The 17,130-nt window shown below is 64.9% G+C and carries 18 protein-coding genes; 12 read left to right on the top strand and 6 right to left on the bottom strand.

Annotation, left to right across the window (positions count from 1 at the left end; genetic code table 11):
- Positions 1-46 precede the first annotated feature (46 nt).
- From VKZ87_RS16855 to VKZ87_RS16865, 3 genes are read left to right on the top strand one after another with little or no spacing between them, the layout of a single operon-like run.
- Positions 47-859, top strand: a complete 813-nt coding sequence (locus VKZ87_RS16855; RefSeq protein ID WP_324222433.1) for a crotonase/enoyl-CoA hydratase family protein — start codon at positions 47-49, stop codon at positions 857-859.
- Between the two features lie 48 nt (positions 860-907).
- Positions 908-2,773, top strand: coding sequence for a feruloyl-CoA synthase (locus tag VKZ87_RS16860; RefSeq protein WP_324222434.1), 1,866 nt, complete (start codon positions 908-910; stop codon positions 2,771-2,773).
- Positions 2,763-4,013, top strand: coding sequence for a thiolase family protein (locus VKZ87_RS16865; protein WP_324222435.1), 1,251 nt, complete (start codon positions 2,763-2,765; stop codon positions 4,011-4,013). The genes VKZ87_RS16860 and VKZ87_RS16865 overlap by 11 nt, the downstream gene beginning before the upstream one ends.
- Here VKZ87_RS16865 and VKZ87_RS16870 read toward each other — a convergent pair.
- The gene (locus VKZ87_RS16870) at positions 4,010-4,501 is read right to left on the bottom strand and encodes a MarR family winged helix-turn-helix transcriptional regulator (RefSeq protein ID WP_324222436.1); all 492 of its coding nucleotides are present in this window, start codon (positions 4,499-4,501) and stop codon (positions 4,010-4,012) included. The genes VKZ87_RS16865 and VKZ87_RS16870 overlap by 4 nt on opposite strands.
- Before the next feature lie 116 nt (positions 4,502-4,617).
- Here VKZ87_RS16870 and VKZ87_RS16875 point away from each other — a divergent pair, with 116 nt between their 5' ends.
- Positions 4,618-5,031 carry an acyl-CoA thioesterase gene (locus VKZ87_RS16875; protein ID WP_324222437.1) on the top strand — a complete coding sequence of 138 codons (414 nt, stop codon included), beginning with the start codon at positions 4,618-4,620 and terminating at the stop codon, positions 5,029-5,031.
- A 2-nt stretch (positions 5,032-5,033) separates the two neighbouring features.
- Here the strand turns inward: VKZ87_RS16875 and VKZ87_RS16880 are convergent, their stop codons facing one another.
- On the bottom strand, positions 5,034-5,813 hold the full coding sequence (locus VKZ87_RS16880; RefSeq protein WP_324222438.1) for an IclR family transcriptional regulator: 780 nt from the start codon (positions 5,811-5,813) through the stop codon (positions 5,034-5,036).
- Positions 5,814-5,875: 62 nt separating this feature from the next.
- Between VKZ87_RS16880 and pcaH the strand changes: the two genes are divergently transcribed.
- The 8 genes from pcaH to pcaC are packed head-to-tail and all read left to right on the top strand — an operon-like array spanning position 5,876 to position 12,609.
- Positions 5,876-6,580 (top strand): protocatechuate 3,4-dioxygenase subunit beta, encoded by a 705-nt coding sequence (pcaH, locus tag VKZ87_RS16885; protein WP_324222439.1) that lies wholly within the window; start codon positions 5,876-5,878, stop codon positions 6,578-6,580.
- A gap of 2 nt (positions 6,581-6,582) precedes the next feature.
- Entirely contained in the window at positions 6,583-7,152 is a 570-nt protein-coding gene (gene pcaG, locus VKZ87_RS16890; RefSeq protein WP_324222440.1) for a protocatechuate 3,4-dioxygenase subunit alpha, read from the top strand.
- 38 nt (positions 7,153-7,190) lie between these two features.
- Positions 7,191-8,225: a TRAP transporter substrate-binding protein gene (locus VKZ87_RS16895; RefSeq protein ID WP_324222441.1), complete on the top strand. Its 1,035-nt coding sequence runs from the start codon at positions 7,191-7,193 to the stop codon at positions 8,223-8,225.
- Positions 8,226-8,232: 7 nt separating this feature from the next.
- The gene (locus VKZ87_RS16900) at positions 8,233-8,748 is read left to right on the top strand and encodes a TRAP transporter small permease (RefSeq protein WP_324222442.1); all 516 of its coding nucleotides are present in this window, start codon (positions 8,233-8,235) and stop codon (positions 8,746-8,748) included.
- Entirely contained in the window at positions 8,745-10,070 is a 1,326-nt protein-coding gene (locus VKZ87_RS16905; RefSeq protein ID WP_324222443.1) for a TRAP transporter large permease, read from the top strand. Before VKZ87_RS16900 ends, VKZ87_RS16905 begins: the two co-directional genes overlap by 4 nt.
- On the top strand, positions 10,052-11,419 hold the full coding sequence (locus VKZ87_RS16910) for a 3-carboxy-cis,cis-muconate cycloisomerase (protein ID WP_324222444.1): 1,368 nt from the start codon (positions 10,052-10,054) through the stop codon (positions 11,417-11,419). Before VKZ87_RS16905 ends, VKZ87_RS16910 begins: the two co-directional genes overlap by 19 nt.
- A gap of 5 nt (positions 11,420-11,424) precedes the next feature.
- Positions 11,425-12,207, top strand: coding sequence for a 3-oxoadipate enol-lactonase (gene pcaD / locus VKZ87_RS16915; RefSeq protein WP_324222445.1), 783 nt, complete (start codon positions 11,425-11,427; stop codon positions 12,205-12,207).
- 12 nt (positions 12,208-12,219) lie between these two features.
- Entirely contained in the window at positions 12,220-12,609 is a 390-nt protein-coding gene (gene pcaC / locus VKZ87_RS16920; RefSeq protein ID WP_324222446.1) for a 4-carboxymuconolactone decarboxylase, read from the top strand.
- Positions 12,610-12,654: 45 nt separating this feature from the next.
- Here pcaC and VKZ87_RS16925 read toward each other — a convergent pair whose 3' ends face one another.
- The 4 genes from VKZ87_RS16925 to VKZ87_RS16940 all read right to left on the bottom strand — a co-directional run.
- Positions 12,655-14,025, bottom strand: coding sequence for a DEAD/DEAH box helicase (locus VKZ87_RS16925; RefSeq protein ID WP_324222447.1), 1,371 nt, complete (start codon positions 14,023-14,025; stop codon positions 12,655-12,657).
- Positions 14,026-14,365: 340 nt separating this feature from the next.
- Positions 14,366-15,451, bottom strand: a complete 1,086-nt coding sequence (locus tag VKZ87_RS16930) for a mandelate racemase/muconate lactonizing enzyme family protein (protein WP_324222448.1) — start codon at positions 15,449-15,451, stop codon at positions 14,366-14,368.
- 3 nt (positions 15,452-15,454) lie between these two features.
- The gene (locus tag VKZ87_RS16935) at positions 15,455-16,276 is read right to left on the bottom strand and encodes an NAD(P)-dependent oxidoreductase (protein ID WP_324222449.1); all 822 of its coding nucleotides are present in this window, start codon (positions 16,274-16,276) and stop codon (positions 15,455-15,457) included.
- 69 nt (positions 16,277-16,345) lie between these two features.
- Positions 16,346-17,130 (bottom strand): FadR/GntR family transcriptional regulator (locus VKZ87_RS16940; protein ID WP_324222450.1); only part of this gene is annotated, 785 nt, incomplete at its 5' end.

Consider the following 17,130-nt stretch of genomic DNA (forward strand, 5'->3'; position numbering starts at 1 on the left):
CAGAATAGTTATGGTCCATAACAATTATTGAACCAACGCAATTCCGATGCATCTGAATCCGATCGAACGGTCCGACCATTCCCTTCTCAACCTGCCCGCCACGCTCGGCTTCGAACTGGAGGACGGCATCGGCATCCTGCGGCTGACCCGGGCGGAAAAGCGCAACGCACTGGACAATGCGACCATCCTCGGTCTGCACCGGTTTTTCGCCAATCCGCCGGACGGCGTAAAGGTCGTCATCATCGATGGCGAGGGCGAGCATTTCTCCGCCGGTCTGGACCTGAGCGCGACCCAGGAATTGTCGGCCACCGAAGGGGTCGGCCATTCCATGATGTGGCATGAGGCCTTCCGGCATATCCAGTTCGGCCGCGTGCCGGTCATCTCGGTCCTGCATGGCGCGGTGATCGGCGGCGGGCTTGAACTGGCTGCGTCCACGCATATCCGTATTGCCGAGGCGAGCAGCTTTTACGCCCTGCCCGAGGGCCAGCGCGGCATTTTCGTCGGCGGCGGCGGATCGGTGCGGATTCCGCGGCTGATCGGCGTGGCACGCATGATGGACATGATGCTGACCGGCCGCGTGTATGATGCGGAAGCCGGCCATGCCATCGGCCTGTCGCAGTATCTTGTCGGTCGGGGCGAAGGCATGCCGAAGGCGCTGGAGCTTGCGCGCAAGATTGCCGGCAATGCGCCGATGACGAATTTTGCGGTGATGCACGCGCTGCCGCGCATCGCCGAGAGCAGTCCGGAATCCGGCTACATGATGGAGGCGATGATCTCTTCCATCGCGCAGGCCGATATTGAAGCGAAAACCCGCATCCGCGATTTCCTGGAGAAGCGCGCCGGGAAAGTCGCCAAATAACCGACGGTCCGGCGGGACCGCCGGCCAGGCCGCTGGGAGGAAACAGAAATGCCGCACCCGCATCGCGAGGTTCGGTTCGGACGTGCCGATACGGAGCTGACCCGTCGAGCCGACGGAACCATCCTGATGCGCTCGCCGGAGCCGCTCGGACCCTATCCCGACAAGCTCACGGAACGGCTGCTGCACTGGAGCAGGGTGGCTCCCGATCGCATCTTTGCCGCCCAGCGTGACGAGACCGGCGGCTGGCGCGAGCTGACTTATGCCGAAACCCTGCGACAGGTGCGTGCCGTCGGACAGGCGTTGCTGGATCGCGGGCTTTCCGCCGATCGGCCGGTGGCCATTCTCTCCGACAACGACCTCGAGCATCTCGTCCTCTGCCTGGCCGCACAGCATGTCGGCATTCCGTCGGCGGCGATCTCGCCCGCCTATTCGCTGGTTTCGACCGACTACGGCAAGCTGCGCCACGTTCTTGGCCTGCTGCAGCCGGGCATGGTTTTCGCCGCGGATGGCGAGCGCTTTGCCAAGGCCATAAATGCGGCAGTGACGGGTGAGGCCGAGATCGTCACCACCCGGCATGCCGTATCGGGCCGTCCCACCACGGAATACCGGACACTGCTCGCCACGGAACCCACCGATGCGGTCGAACGCGCGCATGCCGCGGTCGGTCCTGATACCGTCGCCAAACTGCTGTTCACGTCCGGCTCCACCGGCATGCCGAAAGGAGTGATCAACACCCAGCGCATGCTGTGCAGCAACCAGCAGATGATCCTGCAGTCGCTGCCGGTCTTCGGCGAGGAGCCGCCGGTGTTCATCGACTGGCTGCCCTGGAACCACACCTTCGGCGGCAACCATAATGTCGGGATCACGCTTTACAATGGCGGCACGCTCTATCTGGACGACGGCAAGCCGGTGCCGGCGTTGATCGAGCGGACGGTGCGCAATCTGCGCGACGTCGCGCCCACGGTCTACTTCAACGTTCCAAAGGGCTTCGAGATGCTGCTGCCCTACCTGCGGGCGGAAAAGCAGCTACGCGAGACCTTTTTCAGCCGGCTGAAGATGATCTTCTATGCCGGAGCCGCATTGTCACAGCATGTCTGGAGCGCGCTGGAGGATCTCGCAATCGAAACAATCGGCATGCGCATCCCGATCATCAGCGGATTGGGGGCGACCGAGACAGCGCCATTCGCCATATGCGCGAACTGGCCGGTCGACCGTTCCGGCGTCATCGGTCTCCCCGTTCCGGCCCAGGAACTGAAGCTGGTGCCGAACGGGCGCAAGCTGGAAGTGCGGGTCCGCGGCCCGAATGTCACGCCCGGCTACTGGCGGATGCCAGAGATCAGCGCCAGGGCCTTCGACGAGGAAGGCTATTACCTGATGGGAGATGCCGCCTGCTTCATCGATCCCGAGCGGCCGGAAAAGGGGCTGCTCTTCGATGGGCGCATCTCCGAGGATTTCAAGCTGACCAGCGGCACCTGGGTCAGCGTCGGACCGCTGCGTGGCCGCTTCATTGCCCATTGCGCGCCGCTGGTGCGCGACGTCGTCATCGCCGGCCATGACCGCGACGCCCTCGCCGCGCTCGTTTTCATCGATGTCGAGAACTGCCGTGCACTCTGCCCCGACCTCCCGCCGGGTGCCGATGTTGCGGCGATCGTCAATCATCCCGTCATCCGCGAGCGTTTCCGCGAGATGCTCGGCCGCTTTGCCGCCCAAGCCACGGGCAGTGCCAACCGGATCACCCGCATCGCACTGGTGGACGAACTGCCGTCGTTGGATGCCGGCGAGGTGACCGACAAGGGCTCGATCAACCAGCGCGCCGTGCTCGACCACCGGGCCGACCTCGTGGACGATCTTTACGCCGAAAGCCCCTCTGACCGAGTCATCATAGCTGCAACAGGACTGGCCCATGTCGCATAAGCCCGCAGGATTGACCATTTCCTTCGACGATATCTGGCTGCTGGACGGCGTGCGCACGCCCTTTGCCGACTACATGGGGCCCTTTGCGGAAGTCTCGCCGATCGATCTCGGGATCAAGGCGGCCCGCGAAGTCCTGAAGAAGGCGGAGGTCGAACCGCAGGAGGTTGGCACCGTCGTGGCCGGCAACATGGCCCAGGCCTCCTATGACGCCTATATGCTGCCGCGCCATATCGGCCTGTATTCCGGCGTGCCGATTGAGGTGCCGGCCCATATGGTGCAGCGGGTCTGCGGCACGGGCATCGAGGCCGTTATCCAGGCCTCCACGGCGATCAGGCTGGGCCAGACCGAAGTTGGCCTCGTCGTGGGTACGGAGTCGATGAGCCGCAATCCCGTCGCCGCATACACCCACCGCAACGGCTTCCGCATGGGGCAGGTCGAGTTCAAGGATTTCCTCTGGGAAGCGCTGATCGACACCGCTCCGGGCATCATGATGGGCGACACCGCCGAGAATCTGGCGCGTGAATACCAGATCACCCGCGAGGAGGTGGATGCCTACGCCGCCGAGAGCTTCGACCGTGCCTGCAGGGCGAAAAAGAGCGGCTTTCTGGCTGGCGAGATCGCGCCGGTGACCAGCGAGGAATTCGAACTCCCGGGCTACAACAAGCGCGGCATCAGGCTCAGCCGCAAGGCGCCGGAGGTAACGGAAGACACCCATATCCGGCCGTCTCCGGTGGAGGTGCTGGCGAAAATCCGGCCGGCTTTCGGCGGCGTGCAGACCGGCGGCAACAGTTCCGGAGTGGTCGACGGTGCCGCGGCGGCCATCGTGGTGTCCGGAAACTATCTGAACGGCAGCAGGAAGAAGCCGCTGGCACGCATCGTCGCCGGCGCCAGCGTCGGCGTGCGGCCGGAGGTAATGGGGATCGGACCGGTGCCGGCGATCCAGGCGGTCTGCGACAAGGCCGGCATCGCCGTCGAGGATGTCGATCGCTTCGAGATCAACGAGGCCTTCGGCGCCCAGGTGATGGCCTGCATGCGGGCGCTGAACATTCCGCGCGACAAGCTGAACGTCAATGGCGGCGCCATCGCCATCGGCCATCCGCTGGGTGCCACCGGCGTGCGGCTGGCAGTTACCGTATCACGCGAATTGCAGCGGTCGGGCCTGCGCTATGGCATTGCCTCGGCCTGCATCGGCGGCGGACAGGGAATTGCGCTGCTGGTGGAAAATCCTGCGGCGGCCTAGCCGAGGCTCGCGAGCTTTTGCAGCAGATCCAGAAGCTGTCGCTTGCCGGTCTCGCCGAGAACTTCCTCCAGGCGCCGCTCATGCTTCGTCTGCAGATGCTGCAGCGCTTCTGCCAGGAAAGCTTCACCTTGGGGCGTAAGGTACAGCGCATTGGAGCGCCGGTCATCGGGCGATGGCGCCCGGCGCGCCAGATTGCGATGCTCCAGTTCGTCGAGCAGCGCCACGAAATTCGCCCGGTTGATGCCGAGCGCCTCGCTGACCTGCGACTGCTTCAGGCCGGGATTCGCCTGGATAATCGCCAGCACCGAGAACTGCGCGGGGCGCAGCGCGAAGTCTTTCATCTTGACGATGAAATCCTGGAAAACGGCAAGCTGGGCGCGGCGCAGACTGTAGCCGACGAGTTCCGCCAGCGGGCCGAGGTGGACACTGGTGCCATCGCCGACGGGTCTGTCTTCGGCGGCCGAAGCCTTCGACGCGGTTGGTTTCATGGCAAGGGCTGTAGAAGATATCGCAGGAAGGTGCAACCGCGACCGGCGGGAAGGTGCGGAATTGACGGCATCCGGCCACCCCGATAGAAACAGGAAAATAGTTTGAGGACAAACTAATGAAAACCAGCATCTACCGCCTGACGGTCGAATGGGGCGATGCCGATCCGGCGCGGATTGTTTTCTATCCGAAGTATTTCACCTGGTTCGATGCCGCGACCCGCCACATGTTCACCAGCGCGGGTCTGAAGGTGCCCGACATCTATGACCAGCATGGCGTAATCGGCATGCCGATCGCCGAGGCGAATGCCAGGTTTCTTGCGCCCTCGAAATTCGCCGACGAGCTGGAAGTCCATAGCGGCGTCTCGGAATGGAGCGACCGCTATTTCGTGGTCAGCCACAGGATCTACAATGCCGGGGTACTCAGCGTGGACGGCTACGAGCGCCGGGTCTGGGCGGCACCGCATCCCGAGAAGCCGGGCCGCCTGAAGGCTTTGCCGGTTCCCGACGAAATCCGTGCCAGGCTGTCCTGAACTCAGGACATCGCCATGCGGATGCCGTCGGCAGCGTAGAGCAGCGGCGACAGAAAGCGCTGGCGCATCTCCTCGGCGCTGACCCGGGACACATGGCCGCTCACGTTCATCGCCGCCAGCACCCGTCCGGCCTGGTTGCGGATCGGCACGGCGATCGAGCGCAGGCCGATCTCCAGTTCCTGGTCCACCAGCGCATAGCCGTTCTGGCGCACCTCGCCGATGACACGGCGCAACGCGTCCGGTTCCGTCACCGTGTGCGGCGTCAGCGGCGCGAGACGGGCACGGGCGAGATAGGTGTCCAGTTCGGCCGGACGCAGGTCAGCCAGCAGCACGCGTCCCATGGAGGTGCAGTAGGCCGGCAACCGGGTTCCGATGCCCAGAGCCACCGACATGATCCGCTTGGTCGGCACGCGGGCGACATAGACGATGTCGTCGCCCTCCAGCACCGAGATGGAGCAGGATTCGTTCACCTGTTCGGTGAGCCGCTCCATGAAGGGTTGTGCCCGCTCCCAGAGATGCATTGAGGTGAGAAAGGCATAGCCGAGCTGCAGCACGCGCGGTGTGAGCCGGAAATACTTTCCGTCGCCGGTCACGTAGCCGAGTTCGCAGAGCGTCAGCAGATAGCGACGGGCGGCGGCGCGCGTCATGTCGGAGCGGCGCGCCACGTCGCTCAGGGTCATCTCGGGATGATCGCGGTCGAATGCGACAATGACGCGCAGGCCGCGGGCCAGCGAGGTCGAGAAATCGCGCGCGGCAATCCCGGTTGACACAGTCAGGTCCACTTATTCTAATGTTCGATATACAAATCTTTGTGCGGTAAACGCACTGAGTCAAGGGGAGGGTCATGACGCTAATTGGATATAAAAGGGCGGCTGCCGGCACGCAGCCTGCCTATCTGCATCCGCCCTATCAGTCCTCCGTGAAGCGGGCGCCGAGCCGGCCGCTGATCCTGCTGCCGCATACGCTGTCGGAAGTGACCGGGCCTGTTTTCGGCCATGAGCGGATCGGCCCGAACGACAACGACCTCACCAAGCAGCATGCCGGCGAGCCGATCGGCGAGCGCATCATCCTGAGCGGCCGGGTGCTGGACGAGGATGGTCGCCCGGTCCCGAACACGCTGATCGAGATCTGGCAGGCCAACTCAACGGGCCGCTATCGCCATGACAGGGACCAGCATGACGCGCCGCTGGACCCGAACTTCACCGGCTACGGTCGCACGGTTACCGACGACCAGGGGCGCTATCGATTCATCACGATCCGACCCGGTGCCTATCCCTGGCGAAACCACCACAATGCCTGGCGGCCGCAGCATATCCATTTCTCGCTGTTCGGCCCGAGCTTCCTGACCCGGCTGGTCACACAGATGTATTTCCCGGGCGATCCTCTGCTTCCGCTGGATCCGATCTTCAACTGCGTCAGCGATGCGCGCGCGCGCGACAGCATGATCAGCAGCTTCGATCTGGAGACGACGGTGCCGGAATTCGCGCTCGGCTTCCGCTGGGACATCGTGCTGCGCGGACGGGACGCCACCCCGATGGAGAACAACTGACCATGGCGCTCATTCCTACTGCTTCGCAGACCGTGGGTCCCTATCTGCACCTGGGCCTGACAAACATCACGTTTCCGGACATTGCCAAGGATGCGTCGAAAGGCGAGGTCATCCTGATCAACGGGCGGGTTCTGGACGGCGAGGGGGAGCCGATACCGGATGCGCTGCTCGAATTCTGGCAGGCCAATGCGGATGGCAAATACGCCCATCCCGAAGACAGCCAGGACAAGCCCCTGGATGGCGGTTTTATCGGTTTCGGCCGCGTGCCGACGGACGGATCAGGGCGGTTCAGCTTCCGCACCATCAAGCCCGGCCGGGTGCCCGGCCCGGGCAACAGCCTGCAGGCTCCGCATATCGTCGTCTGCCTGTTCATGCGCGGCATGCTCCGGCATCTCTATACGCGCATCTATTTTTCCGACGAGGCGTCGAATGCCGAGGATCCGGTGCTCGGCCTGATCGAGGATGCGGCCCGTCGCGATACACTGATCGCGCAACGGCAGAGCGGAAAGGCGGAATACAGCTGGACCATCGTGATGCAGGGTGAAGGAGAGACGGTCTTTTTCGACTGCTGAACCATAAGGGCCGGAACGGCCCGCGAGAGGAGGAAACGATGAAACTCAAGCACCTGTATCTGGCTGCGGCCGCAATCCTGGGCCTCTCCATGCCCGCCACGGCGCAGACCGTTGAACTGAAGATCCAGCATTTCCTGCCGGCCGGCGCGCCGTCGCAGAAATCCCTGATCGAACCCTGGGCGAAGGCCGTGGAAGCGCAGTCGGGCGGCCGCATCAAGTCGCGGATTTTCCCGGCCATGCAGCTCGGCGGCAAGCCACCCGAGCTCTACGACCAGGTGCGCGACGGCATCGTCGACGTGGTCTGGACCCTGCCGAGCTACACGCCTGGCCGCTTTCCGATGATGTCGGTATTCGAACTGCCGTTCATGATCAGCGATGCGAAGGCGACCACCAAGGCAGCCTGGGAATTCTACCAGACCTACGCCAGGGACGAATTCGCCGACATTCATCCGCTGCTGTTCCATGTGCATGCCCGCGGCGTGATTCATACCAAGGGCAAGGCGGTGCAGTCGGCGGACGACCTGAAAGGCCTGAAGCTGCGCGCACCCTCGCGTCCCGTCGGCGACGCGCTGGCGAAATACGGTGCCACGCCGGTCTTCATGCCGGTGCCGCAGGCCCCCGAGGCACTGTCGAAGAATGTCGTCGAAGGCATCGTCGTGCCGTGGGAGGTCACCGTCTCGCTGCGTCTCTACGAGCTGACCGACCATCATACCCAGGTCACCGGTCCGCGCGGCCTCTACACCTCGGTCTTCCTTTACGGCATGAACAAGAAGACCTATGAGGGGCTGCCGGCCGATCTGAAGAAGGTGATCGACGCCAACTCCGGTGCGGCACTGACCGACAGGATCGGCCAGGCCTGGGAAGATGTTGAAAAGCCCGGCCTCGAGGCGGCGCAGAAGCGCGGCAACAAGATCCTGACCATGCCGGCCGCGGAAGCCGCCAAGCTGCAGAAGATGGCGGAATCGGTCGCGGCCGACTGGGTTGCGGAAATGAACAAGGCCGGCAAGGACGGCGCCAAGCTGCTGGCCGCTGCCCAGGCCCTGATCGACAAGCATGGCGCAAAGACCAACTGAGGCCGGCGTGAGCGCGGCAGCGGCTGACAGGCCGCTGCCCGCCTTCGACCGGTTCTGCCGCTGGCTGGCAACGGCCGGCGGCTTCATTCTTCTGGTGGCGGCGATCGTCACCGTTGTCAGCGTGCTCGGCCGCTATTTTCTTAACGCGCCGATCCCCGGCGATATCGAGATCGGCGGCTTCCTCATGGCCGCGGCCATCGCACTGTTCCTGCCCGAATGCCAGTTGCGCAAGGGCAACGTGATCGTCGACGTCTTCACCGTTGCCGCGCCGGTGAAGATGCAGGCGGCGCTGGACGCCGTTGCCAGCCTTACCGTGGCAGTGGCCGCCGCCGTGATCGCGTGGCGGATGGGAATCGGCATGGTGGAACTGCGCGCCGCACGCGACGAGACCATGGTGCTGCGCCTGCCGACCTGGATCGGCTTCATCGTCGTGGTGCCCTCGCTTGTTCTGCTTGCCGTTGCAAGTCTCATTGCGGCCTGGCGCGACGCCGGCATTTTCCGCCGCTCCGGAGCATCCCAGTGACCAGTCTTGCCGTCGGCGGCCTTTTCATTGTCGCCATGATCCTTCTCATGGTGCTGCGCGTGCCGATCGCGCTGGCAATGATTCTTGCCGGCGCCGGCGGCTACATCTCGCTGGCCGGCTGGCTGCCGTTCCTGAACCGCCTCAAGACCGGGCCCTATTACACGCTGTCCTCGGAAAGCTTTTCGGTCATCCCGCTTTTCCTGCTGATGGGGTATATCGCCTCGCGCTCGGGGATCAGCCGCTCGCTGTTCATCGGGATCAATGCCTTTCTCGGCCATGTGCGGGGCGGCCTGTCCATGGCTGCCGTCGGTGCCTGCGCGCTGTTCGGTTCGATCTGCGGCTCGTCGCTTGCCACGGCGGCCACGATGGGGCAGGTCGTCCTGCCGGAGATGAAGCGCTACGGCTATCACGGCGGCCATGCTACCGGCACGCTGGCGGCCGGTGGCACGCTCGGCATCCTGATCCCGCCCTCCATTCCTCTGATCGTCTACTGCATTCTGGCGGAGCAGAACATCGCCAAGGTGTTCTTTGCGGCCATGCTGCCGGGCGCCCTGGCGGCGCTTGGTTACATGCTGGCGATCGCGGTCTATGTGCGGGTCAACCCTGCCGCCGGCCCGGCCTGCCCGCGAAGCGACTGGCGCGCGCGGCTGCAGGCTCTGCGCCACATGATTCCGATCCTGGCGCTGTTCGTGCTGGTGCTGGGCGGTATCTATACCGGCGTGTTCACGCCGACCGAGGCGGCCGCCTTCGGTACGATCGGCGCGCTGTTCATCGCCATCTTCCTGAACGGCATGCGCCTGCGCGGGCTGGTCGAAAGCCTGCAGGAGACCGCCATCAGTACCGGCATGATCTTCATGATCCTGATCGGCGCCGACATCTTCAACTCCTTCATGGCGCTCAGCGGCGTGCCGCAGGCTCTTGCCGATGCCATCGGCCAGAGCGGCCTGTCGCCCATGATGGTGCTTCTGCTGATCCTGCTGGTCTATCTGGTACTCGGCTGCCTGATGGACTCGCTGAGCATGATCCTGCTGACCCTGCCGATCTTCCTCCCGGCCGTCATGGCGCTGGATTTCGGCCTCACCGCTGAGCAGACCGCCATCTGGTTCGGTATCCTGATCCTGATCGTGGTTGAGGTTGGCCTGATCACGCCGCCGGTCGGCATGAATGTTTTTGTCATCAACAAGCTGGCGCGGAACGTGCCGATGGGCCAGACTTTCCGTGGCGTGGTGCCTTTCCTGATTTCGGACGCGATCCGCGTGGGCCTGCTGGTCGCCTTTCCGATCCTCACCTACGGCCTGCTGGAATGGACGAATTGGCGATAGCCGGACCGGATCTGCTCGGACCTCTCTTCTACGGCGAAACCGCGCCGCGGCTGTTCAGCGATGTGGCGCGCCTGCAGGCCATGCTGGATTTCGAGGCCGCGCTGGCCCGGGCCGAGGCAGGGGTCGGCATCATCCCGGCCACCGCTGTTGAACCTGTTGCGGCCCAGTGCAGGGCAGAGCTGTACGATATTGCGGCACTGGCGCGGGCCACGGCGACGGCCGGAAACCCGGCCATCCCAATGGTCAAGGCGCTCACGGAGAAGGTGAAGGCGCGCGACGCGGAAGCCGCGCGCTACGTTCACTGGGGGGCCACCAGCCAGGATGTCATCGATACCGGCTTGGTGCTGCAGCTGCGGCAGCTGCTCGATCTCCTGGAGGCCGATCTCGGCCGGCTTTCGGCTGCGCTGGCGAAGCTGGCGGACGAGCATCGCCGGACGCCCATGGTCGGTCGGACCTGGCTGCAGCATGCATTGCCGGTAACCCTTGGCCTCAAGGCCGCAGGCTGGCTTGACGTGATCGAGCGTCATCGTCTCCGACTGCAGGAGATCCGGCCCCGGCTGCTCGTGCTGCAATTCGGCGGCGCGGCGGGAACCCTCGCAGCACTGGGCGACAGGGGCCTCGCCGTTGCCGATGCGCTTGCCGTGGAATTGAAACTGGCGGCGCCGGTCCTGCCTTGGCATACGGCGCGCGACCGGCTGGTGGAATTCGGCTGCTGGCTCGGCCTTCTGACCGGCAGTCTTGGCAAGGTGGCCGGCGATGTCGCGCTCATGATGCAGACCGATGTGGCCGAAGCCTTCGAGCCGGCCGGCCCCGGCCGGGGGGGATCTTCCACCATGCCGCACAAGCGCAATCCGGTAACGGGCGCGGTGGTGCTGGCGGCCGCCACCCGGGCGCCGCAGCTCGTGGCGACGCTGCTGGCCGGCATGAACCAGCAGCACGAGCGGGGACTGGGCGGCTGGCATGCCGAATGGGTTGCGCTGCCCGAGGTGGCGCAGCTGACGGCCGGCGCTCTCGCGCATATGGCCGAAACCATGACCGGTCTGGAGATTGATGCGGCCCGGATGCGCAGCAATCTGGACGCCACCAATGGCCTGATCATGGCCGAAGCGGTCATGATGGCGCTGGGTGCGAAAATGGGCAGGCTTGCCGCCCATGACCATGTGGAAGAGTGTTGCCGCCGGGCCGCATCGGAAAATCGTCATCTGCGTGACGTGCTCGCCGGCGATGACGAGATCATGAAGCATCTCAGCGCGGCGGAGCTCGACCGGCTGTTCGACCCGCTGAACTACATCGGGGCGGCGCCGGATATGGTCGAGCGCGCACTCGCCGCCCGTCGGAAACAGGATTGACGGCCATGCCCTATCTCGCCTGCCAGGATGGTGTCGAACTGCATTACCGTCTCGACGGTGACGACGCCGCGCCGGTACTGGTTCTCTCGAATTCGCTCGGCACAAATCTCGGTATGTGGGAACCGCAGATGCCGGCGCTGAAGCGGCACTTCCGTGTCCTGCGCTATGACGCCCGGGGCCACGGACAGTCCGGCCTGTCGCCGGCACCCTATCAGGTGGACCGCCTCGGCAAGGACGTTCTGGTGCTGCTTGACGGGCTCGGCATCGACAGGGCGCATTTCTGTGGCCTCTCCATGGGCGGCATGACCGGGATGTGGCTTGGCGTGCATGCGCCCATGCGCATTGATCGTCTCGTCCTGTGCAACACCGCCGCGAAGATCGGCACGCCGGACGTCTGGAACACGCGCATTGCCGCCGTGGAGAAGGGCGGCATGGCCGCGGTCCAGCCCGGAGTGATCCAGCGCTGGTTCACGGAAGCTTTCGTTGCTGCCCAGCCTGAGGCTGTTAACCGCATTGCCGCCATGCTGCTGGGGACCGCCCCCGAGGGTTACATGGCGGCCTGCGGTGCGGTGCGCGACATGGACCAGCGGCAGGCGATCACAGCAATCCGCCTGCCCACGCTGGTGATTGCCGGCAGCCACGATCTGGCGACTTCGGCGGCGGATGGCCGCGCCGTTGCCGATGCCATCCCCGGCGCGGAATATGTTGAACTGCCGGCGGCGCATCTCTCCAACGTCGAATGCGCCGAAGCCTTCACCGATGCGGTGGTCCAATTCCTGACGAAGTGAGCGGGGCCGATTATGGATGAGAAAGAACGCTACGATGCCGGCATGACGGTGCGTCGCGCCGTGCTGGGTGATGCCCATGTCGATCGCTCCCTGACCCGCCGCAACGACTTCAATACGGAATTCCAGGCGCTGATCACGCGTTATGCCTGGGGCGAGATCTGGACCCGGCCGGGGCTGGAACGCAAGACGCGCAGCTGCATGACACTGGCGATGATGATCGCACTGAACCGCGCCGACGAATTCAAGCTGCATGTCCGTGCCGCCTTCAACATCGGTCTGACCCGTGACGACATCAAGGAAGTGATCCTGCAGGCGGCCGTTTATTGCGGCGTGCCCGCCGGGAACAGCGCGATGCACTGGGCCGAAGAGGTTTTCGCCCAGATGGAACAGGACAAGGCATAGAAAAACGGCGCCCGAAGGCGCCGTTTCCGTCCATAATCCCGATGCTCAGCCGGCCTGGGCCTGACTGCGACCAGGATTGCCATAGCTGTGGTTCTGGCCCTGCCGCTGGTTGCGCGGCTTGCCGAAGCGGCGGTTGCCCGGCTTGCCGTTGCGGGCCTGCTGCGGCTGGCCGTTGCGGTGGCCATCGCCGCGCTGTCCCTCGCTGCGCTGGCCGCGATGATGGTTCTGCGGCTCGCGCGGCGGCCGCACATCCTTGGGTTCGGCGGCACTGGCCGTCGCAAGGGCGGCGTCGCCGCGGCGATCGATGGCGGGAATGCGCTGCCGGGTGGTGCGCTCGATGTCGCGCAGATAAGGCCGCTCATCCTGCGCGCAGAGCGAGATCGCCTGGCCGGCCGCGCCCGCGCGGGCCGTGCGGCCGATGCGATGCACGTAGCTTTCCGGCACATTCGGCAGCTCGAAGTTGATCACATGGCTCACGCCGGTGACGTCGATGCCGCGGGCGGCAATGTCGGTGGCGACGAGTACGCGGATGCGACCCGACTTGAAATCGGCCAGCGCGCGCTCGCGCTGGTTCTGCGACTTGTTGCCATGGATTGCATTGGCCGGCACACCGCCGCCGGTGAGGTGCCTCGCCACGCGGTCGGCGCCGTGCTTGGTGCGGGTGAAGACGAGCGCCCGGGTGATGGCGGGGTCCTTCATGATCTCGGCCAGCAGCGCGCGCTTGCGCTCGGTCTCAACGAAGATGATCTGCTGCTCGACCCGCTCGGCCGTGGTCGCCACCGGAGTGACTTCCACCTTGATCGGGTCCTTCAGGAAGCCCGCCGCCAGCTGGGCGATGTTCTGCGGCATGGTGGCCGAGAAGAAGAGACTCTGGCGCTGCTTCGGCAGCAGGGCGGCAATGCGCTTTACTGCCGGCATGAAGCCCATGTCGAGCATCTGGTCGGCTTCGTCGAATACCACGACCTCGACCCGGTCGAGGCGCAGCGTGTTCTGCTGCAGATGGTCGATCAGGCGACCCGGCGTGGCAACCAGGATGTCGACGCCGCGCGCCAGCATCTGGATCTGCGGATGCATGCCGACGCCGCCGAAGACGGTCGCCGTGGTCAGCTTCAGCTCTCGGCCGTAGGAGCGGAACTTGTCTGCGATCTGGCTGGCCAGTTCGCGTGTCGGGCTCAGTACCAGCACGCGGCAGGTCTTCGGCGCCGGTCGCCGGTTATTCTCGCCCAGCCGGTGCAGGATGGGCAGGGCGAAGGCGGCGGTCTTGCCGGTGCCGGTCTGTGCGATGCCGAGCAGGTCGCGGCCGGCAAGCACCGGGGGAATGGCCTGGCTCTGGATCGGCGTCGGCTGGGTGTATTTGCCGAGCGCGAGCGCGTTGAGCAGCGGCTGCGACAGGCCGAGGTCTTTGAAAGCAGTCAAAACTGAATCCTTTGGGATAAGCGAACGACGGCGCCAGGCGGATCGCCTGCAGCGCAACGGTCGGACGCGGGTCCGGAACAAACGTCCCCGCGTGACCTGGGTCGTGAATGAGAAAGCGAAGGCGTCCGGCAGGACGGAACGGCATTAGCGTTCCGCTCACGCGGCCAGGACGCGAGAGGTCGCCGAAGCGACAGCGGCTATATGGGCGTCTTTGCCCCAAAGGTCAAGCGGTATGACGGTAACCTGGCCAGAAACCGCAAAGTTCGGCCGGATTGCTCATCAGGACCTGCGGCGATCGACCTCCGAGGCGCCCGGTCATGCGGGTGTACATGCCGGCCGCCTAGGCGACGCGGTAGCGGTCGATCGCGGCGTGATCGGGTTCGAAGCCGATACCCGGTGCGTCGGGAACCCTGATCCAGCCATCTTTCGGCAGCGGGATGTTGCGGCCGGAAAAAGCCTCCGGCGCGACATGGAGGACCTCGAACAGACCGATGTCATCGAGATGTGCCGCCAGCTGGAGTGTCGCCCAGTAGCCGGGACCGAAATAGGGCGAATGCGGCATGAGGGTTTTCCCGGCAGTGCGGGCGAGGCGCGCCACCTTGAGAAATTCGCTGATGCCGCCGACCTTGGTGACGCTCGGCTGCGGGTAAGTCAGCGCCGGGATCAGACGTGCGAATTCCACTGCGGTGCAGGCATTCTCGCCGGCCGCAAGCGGCACGCCGAAACGGCCGAGCTGCTGCAGAGTTTCGTAACCCTCCGGCGGGAAGACCGGTTCCTCGACCCAGAAGAGGTCGAGCGCCTTCAGTCGCGGCAGGATCGCTTCGGCTTCCGGCACCGACCAGACGCAGTTCACATCGGTGGTCAGGCGGATGTTGCTGCCCACCGCCTCGCGGCCGGCGGCAATATTCTCATGGGCAATCTCGTGTAGTTTCACGTCGGCGTAGCCCTCGGCCACGGCATGGGAGGCGACGGCCCTGATCGGTTCGGGTGCGCCATACCGGACCAGGCTGGCATAGGCCGGGATGCGGTCGCGATGGCGGCCGCCGAGATGGGCGGCCAGGCTCCTGCCGCTGCGCTTTGCGGCCAGATCCCAGAGCGCGATGTCGAGCCCGGACAGCGCGAAAAGGGTGACGCCGTAGCGTCCCCAGATATGCAGCTCCTTCTGCAGTGCCAGGCTGAAGGCCGGTATGTCCTCGACGGTCTGTCCCGCCACCAGCGGCGCGACCGTGTCGGTCAGCATGGCGCGGACGGAGGAGGCGCAGCTATAGGCGAAAGCCTCGCCCCAGCCGATGCTGCCGTCATCCGCGGTGACCCTGACGAGGACGGTGTCGAACTGCGTCCAGCCGCGAGGCTTGCGCCGCGGCCCCGCCCAGAGATCGCCGAACGGTATCTTGAGAGTGATCGCTTCGACATTCCGGATGCGCATGGCTCAGGACAGTTTCTTCAGGGCAGCGAAATCGCCGTCGAATTCCTCGCTGCAGAACGGGCTGCCGCCCTGGAAATAGTCGCCGATCTCGTCCTTCGGCAGCTTCTTCTGCGCCTCCAGCGCCGCGGCGGCGAAATCCTCGGATCTGCCGGCCGGCCTGTAGCCGAGCTCCAGTGCGCGGGCATTGTCCCACCAGGCGCGCCGGTTGTCGGACATGCCGTAGACCACTTCGTAGACCAGATCCGGCTTCTCGAGTCCGATGCGGATCAACTGCACGAGATCCTCCGGTTTCAGCCAGATCGCCAGCCGCCGCTCGTCCACCGGCTGGTCGCCAACATTCCCGATGCGGATGCTGAGGACACCGATGCCATGTTTGTGCGCGTAAAGCGCCCCGAGCCCTTCGCCGAACAGCTTGCTCAGGCCGTAGCGCGAATCGGGTTTCGGCACCGCCTCGACGCCGATCCTGGTCTTGCGCGGATGGAAGCCCATGACATGGTTCGAGGAGGCAAACACGATCCGCTTCACGCCCTGGCGGCGGGCAGCCTCGAACAGGTTGTAGCAGCCGATGATGTTGGCATTGAGGATGGTTTCCCAGGGGCCTTCGACGGAATGGCCGCCCAGATGCACGATGCCGTCGATGCCGCTGCAGATGGCCTCGACGGCGGCCATATCGGTCAGATCGGCGGCAACGAAGGTCTCGTTCGAATGCAGATCGGCAGGTTGCCGGATGTCGCTGAGAACAAGTTCGGGATAGATCGGCTGCAGCAGGACGCGCAGGCGGGTCCCGATTGCACCTGACGCACCGGTGAGCAGAACGCGTTTCATCGCCGGTCCTCCTGCTCCTGAGTATATCCGAGGAAAAGACCGGTCTGCTCCATGGCTGTTCTCCAGCGGTCAGGCGACGCCGCTTGGCTGCAGCGTCCGTTCCATCGCCCGGCGCAGGCGTTCGCGGCTGTTGCTCAGATGCAGCCGCATTGCCGAGCGGGCGGCATCGGATTCCTGGCGCGCAATGGCCTGATAGATGTCTTCATGCTCGCGGTTGACGCGCAGCAGGTATTCCGTCCGGTCATCGGCGAAAAGGCGGAAGGTCTGCACCCTGGTGCGCGGGATCATCAGCGCTCCGAGATAGTTGAACAGATGGATGAAATGCGGATTGCCGGTGGACTCCGCGATCAGCCTGTGAAAGTCGAGATCCGAGGCGACGGCGTCCTCGGAGGCGGCGATTGCCGCTTCCATGCGGTCCAGCGCCGCGCGCATCTCCCGGACATGTTCGGGGCACCGCCGCTGGGCGGCGAGGGCCGCCGCCTCGGTTTCGAGCGCGATGCGCAGCTCAAGCACGCTGACGATCTCCTTGAGCAGGTCGAGGCTGCTCTCATCAATGCGGAAGGGCTCGGCCGGAGCCTGCAGCACGAAAGCGCCCACCCCCTGTTGTGTGGTGACCAGGCCGGCGGCGCGCAGGGACGAGATCGCCTCGCGCACCACGGTGCGGCTGACGTTGAATTTCCCGCTGAGTTCCTGCTCGCTCGGCAGCTTGCCGCCCGGCTTGATCCGGCCGGTCACGATCCACTCGGTGAGGGATCTGATCAGCTGGGATGTCAGGGTTTCGCGTCGCTGCAGGGCCGTCACCGTGCGTCCTCCATGCAGTGTGATGTAGCAGGAGGCTAGTTGTATGACAAGTT

Origin of the sequence: Ferrovibrio sp. (genome assembly GCF_035304305.1) — a bacterium.
Lineage (GTDB): Bacteria > Pseudomonadota > Alphaproteobacteria > Ferrovibrionales > Ferrovibrionaceae > Ferrovibrio.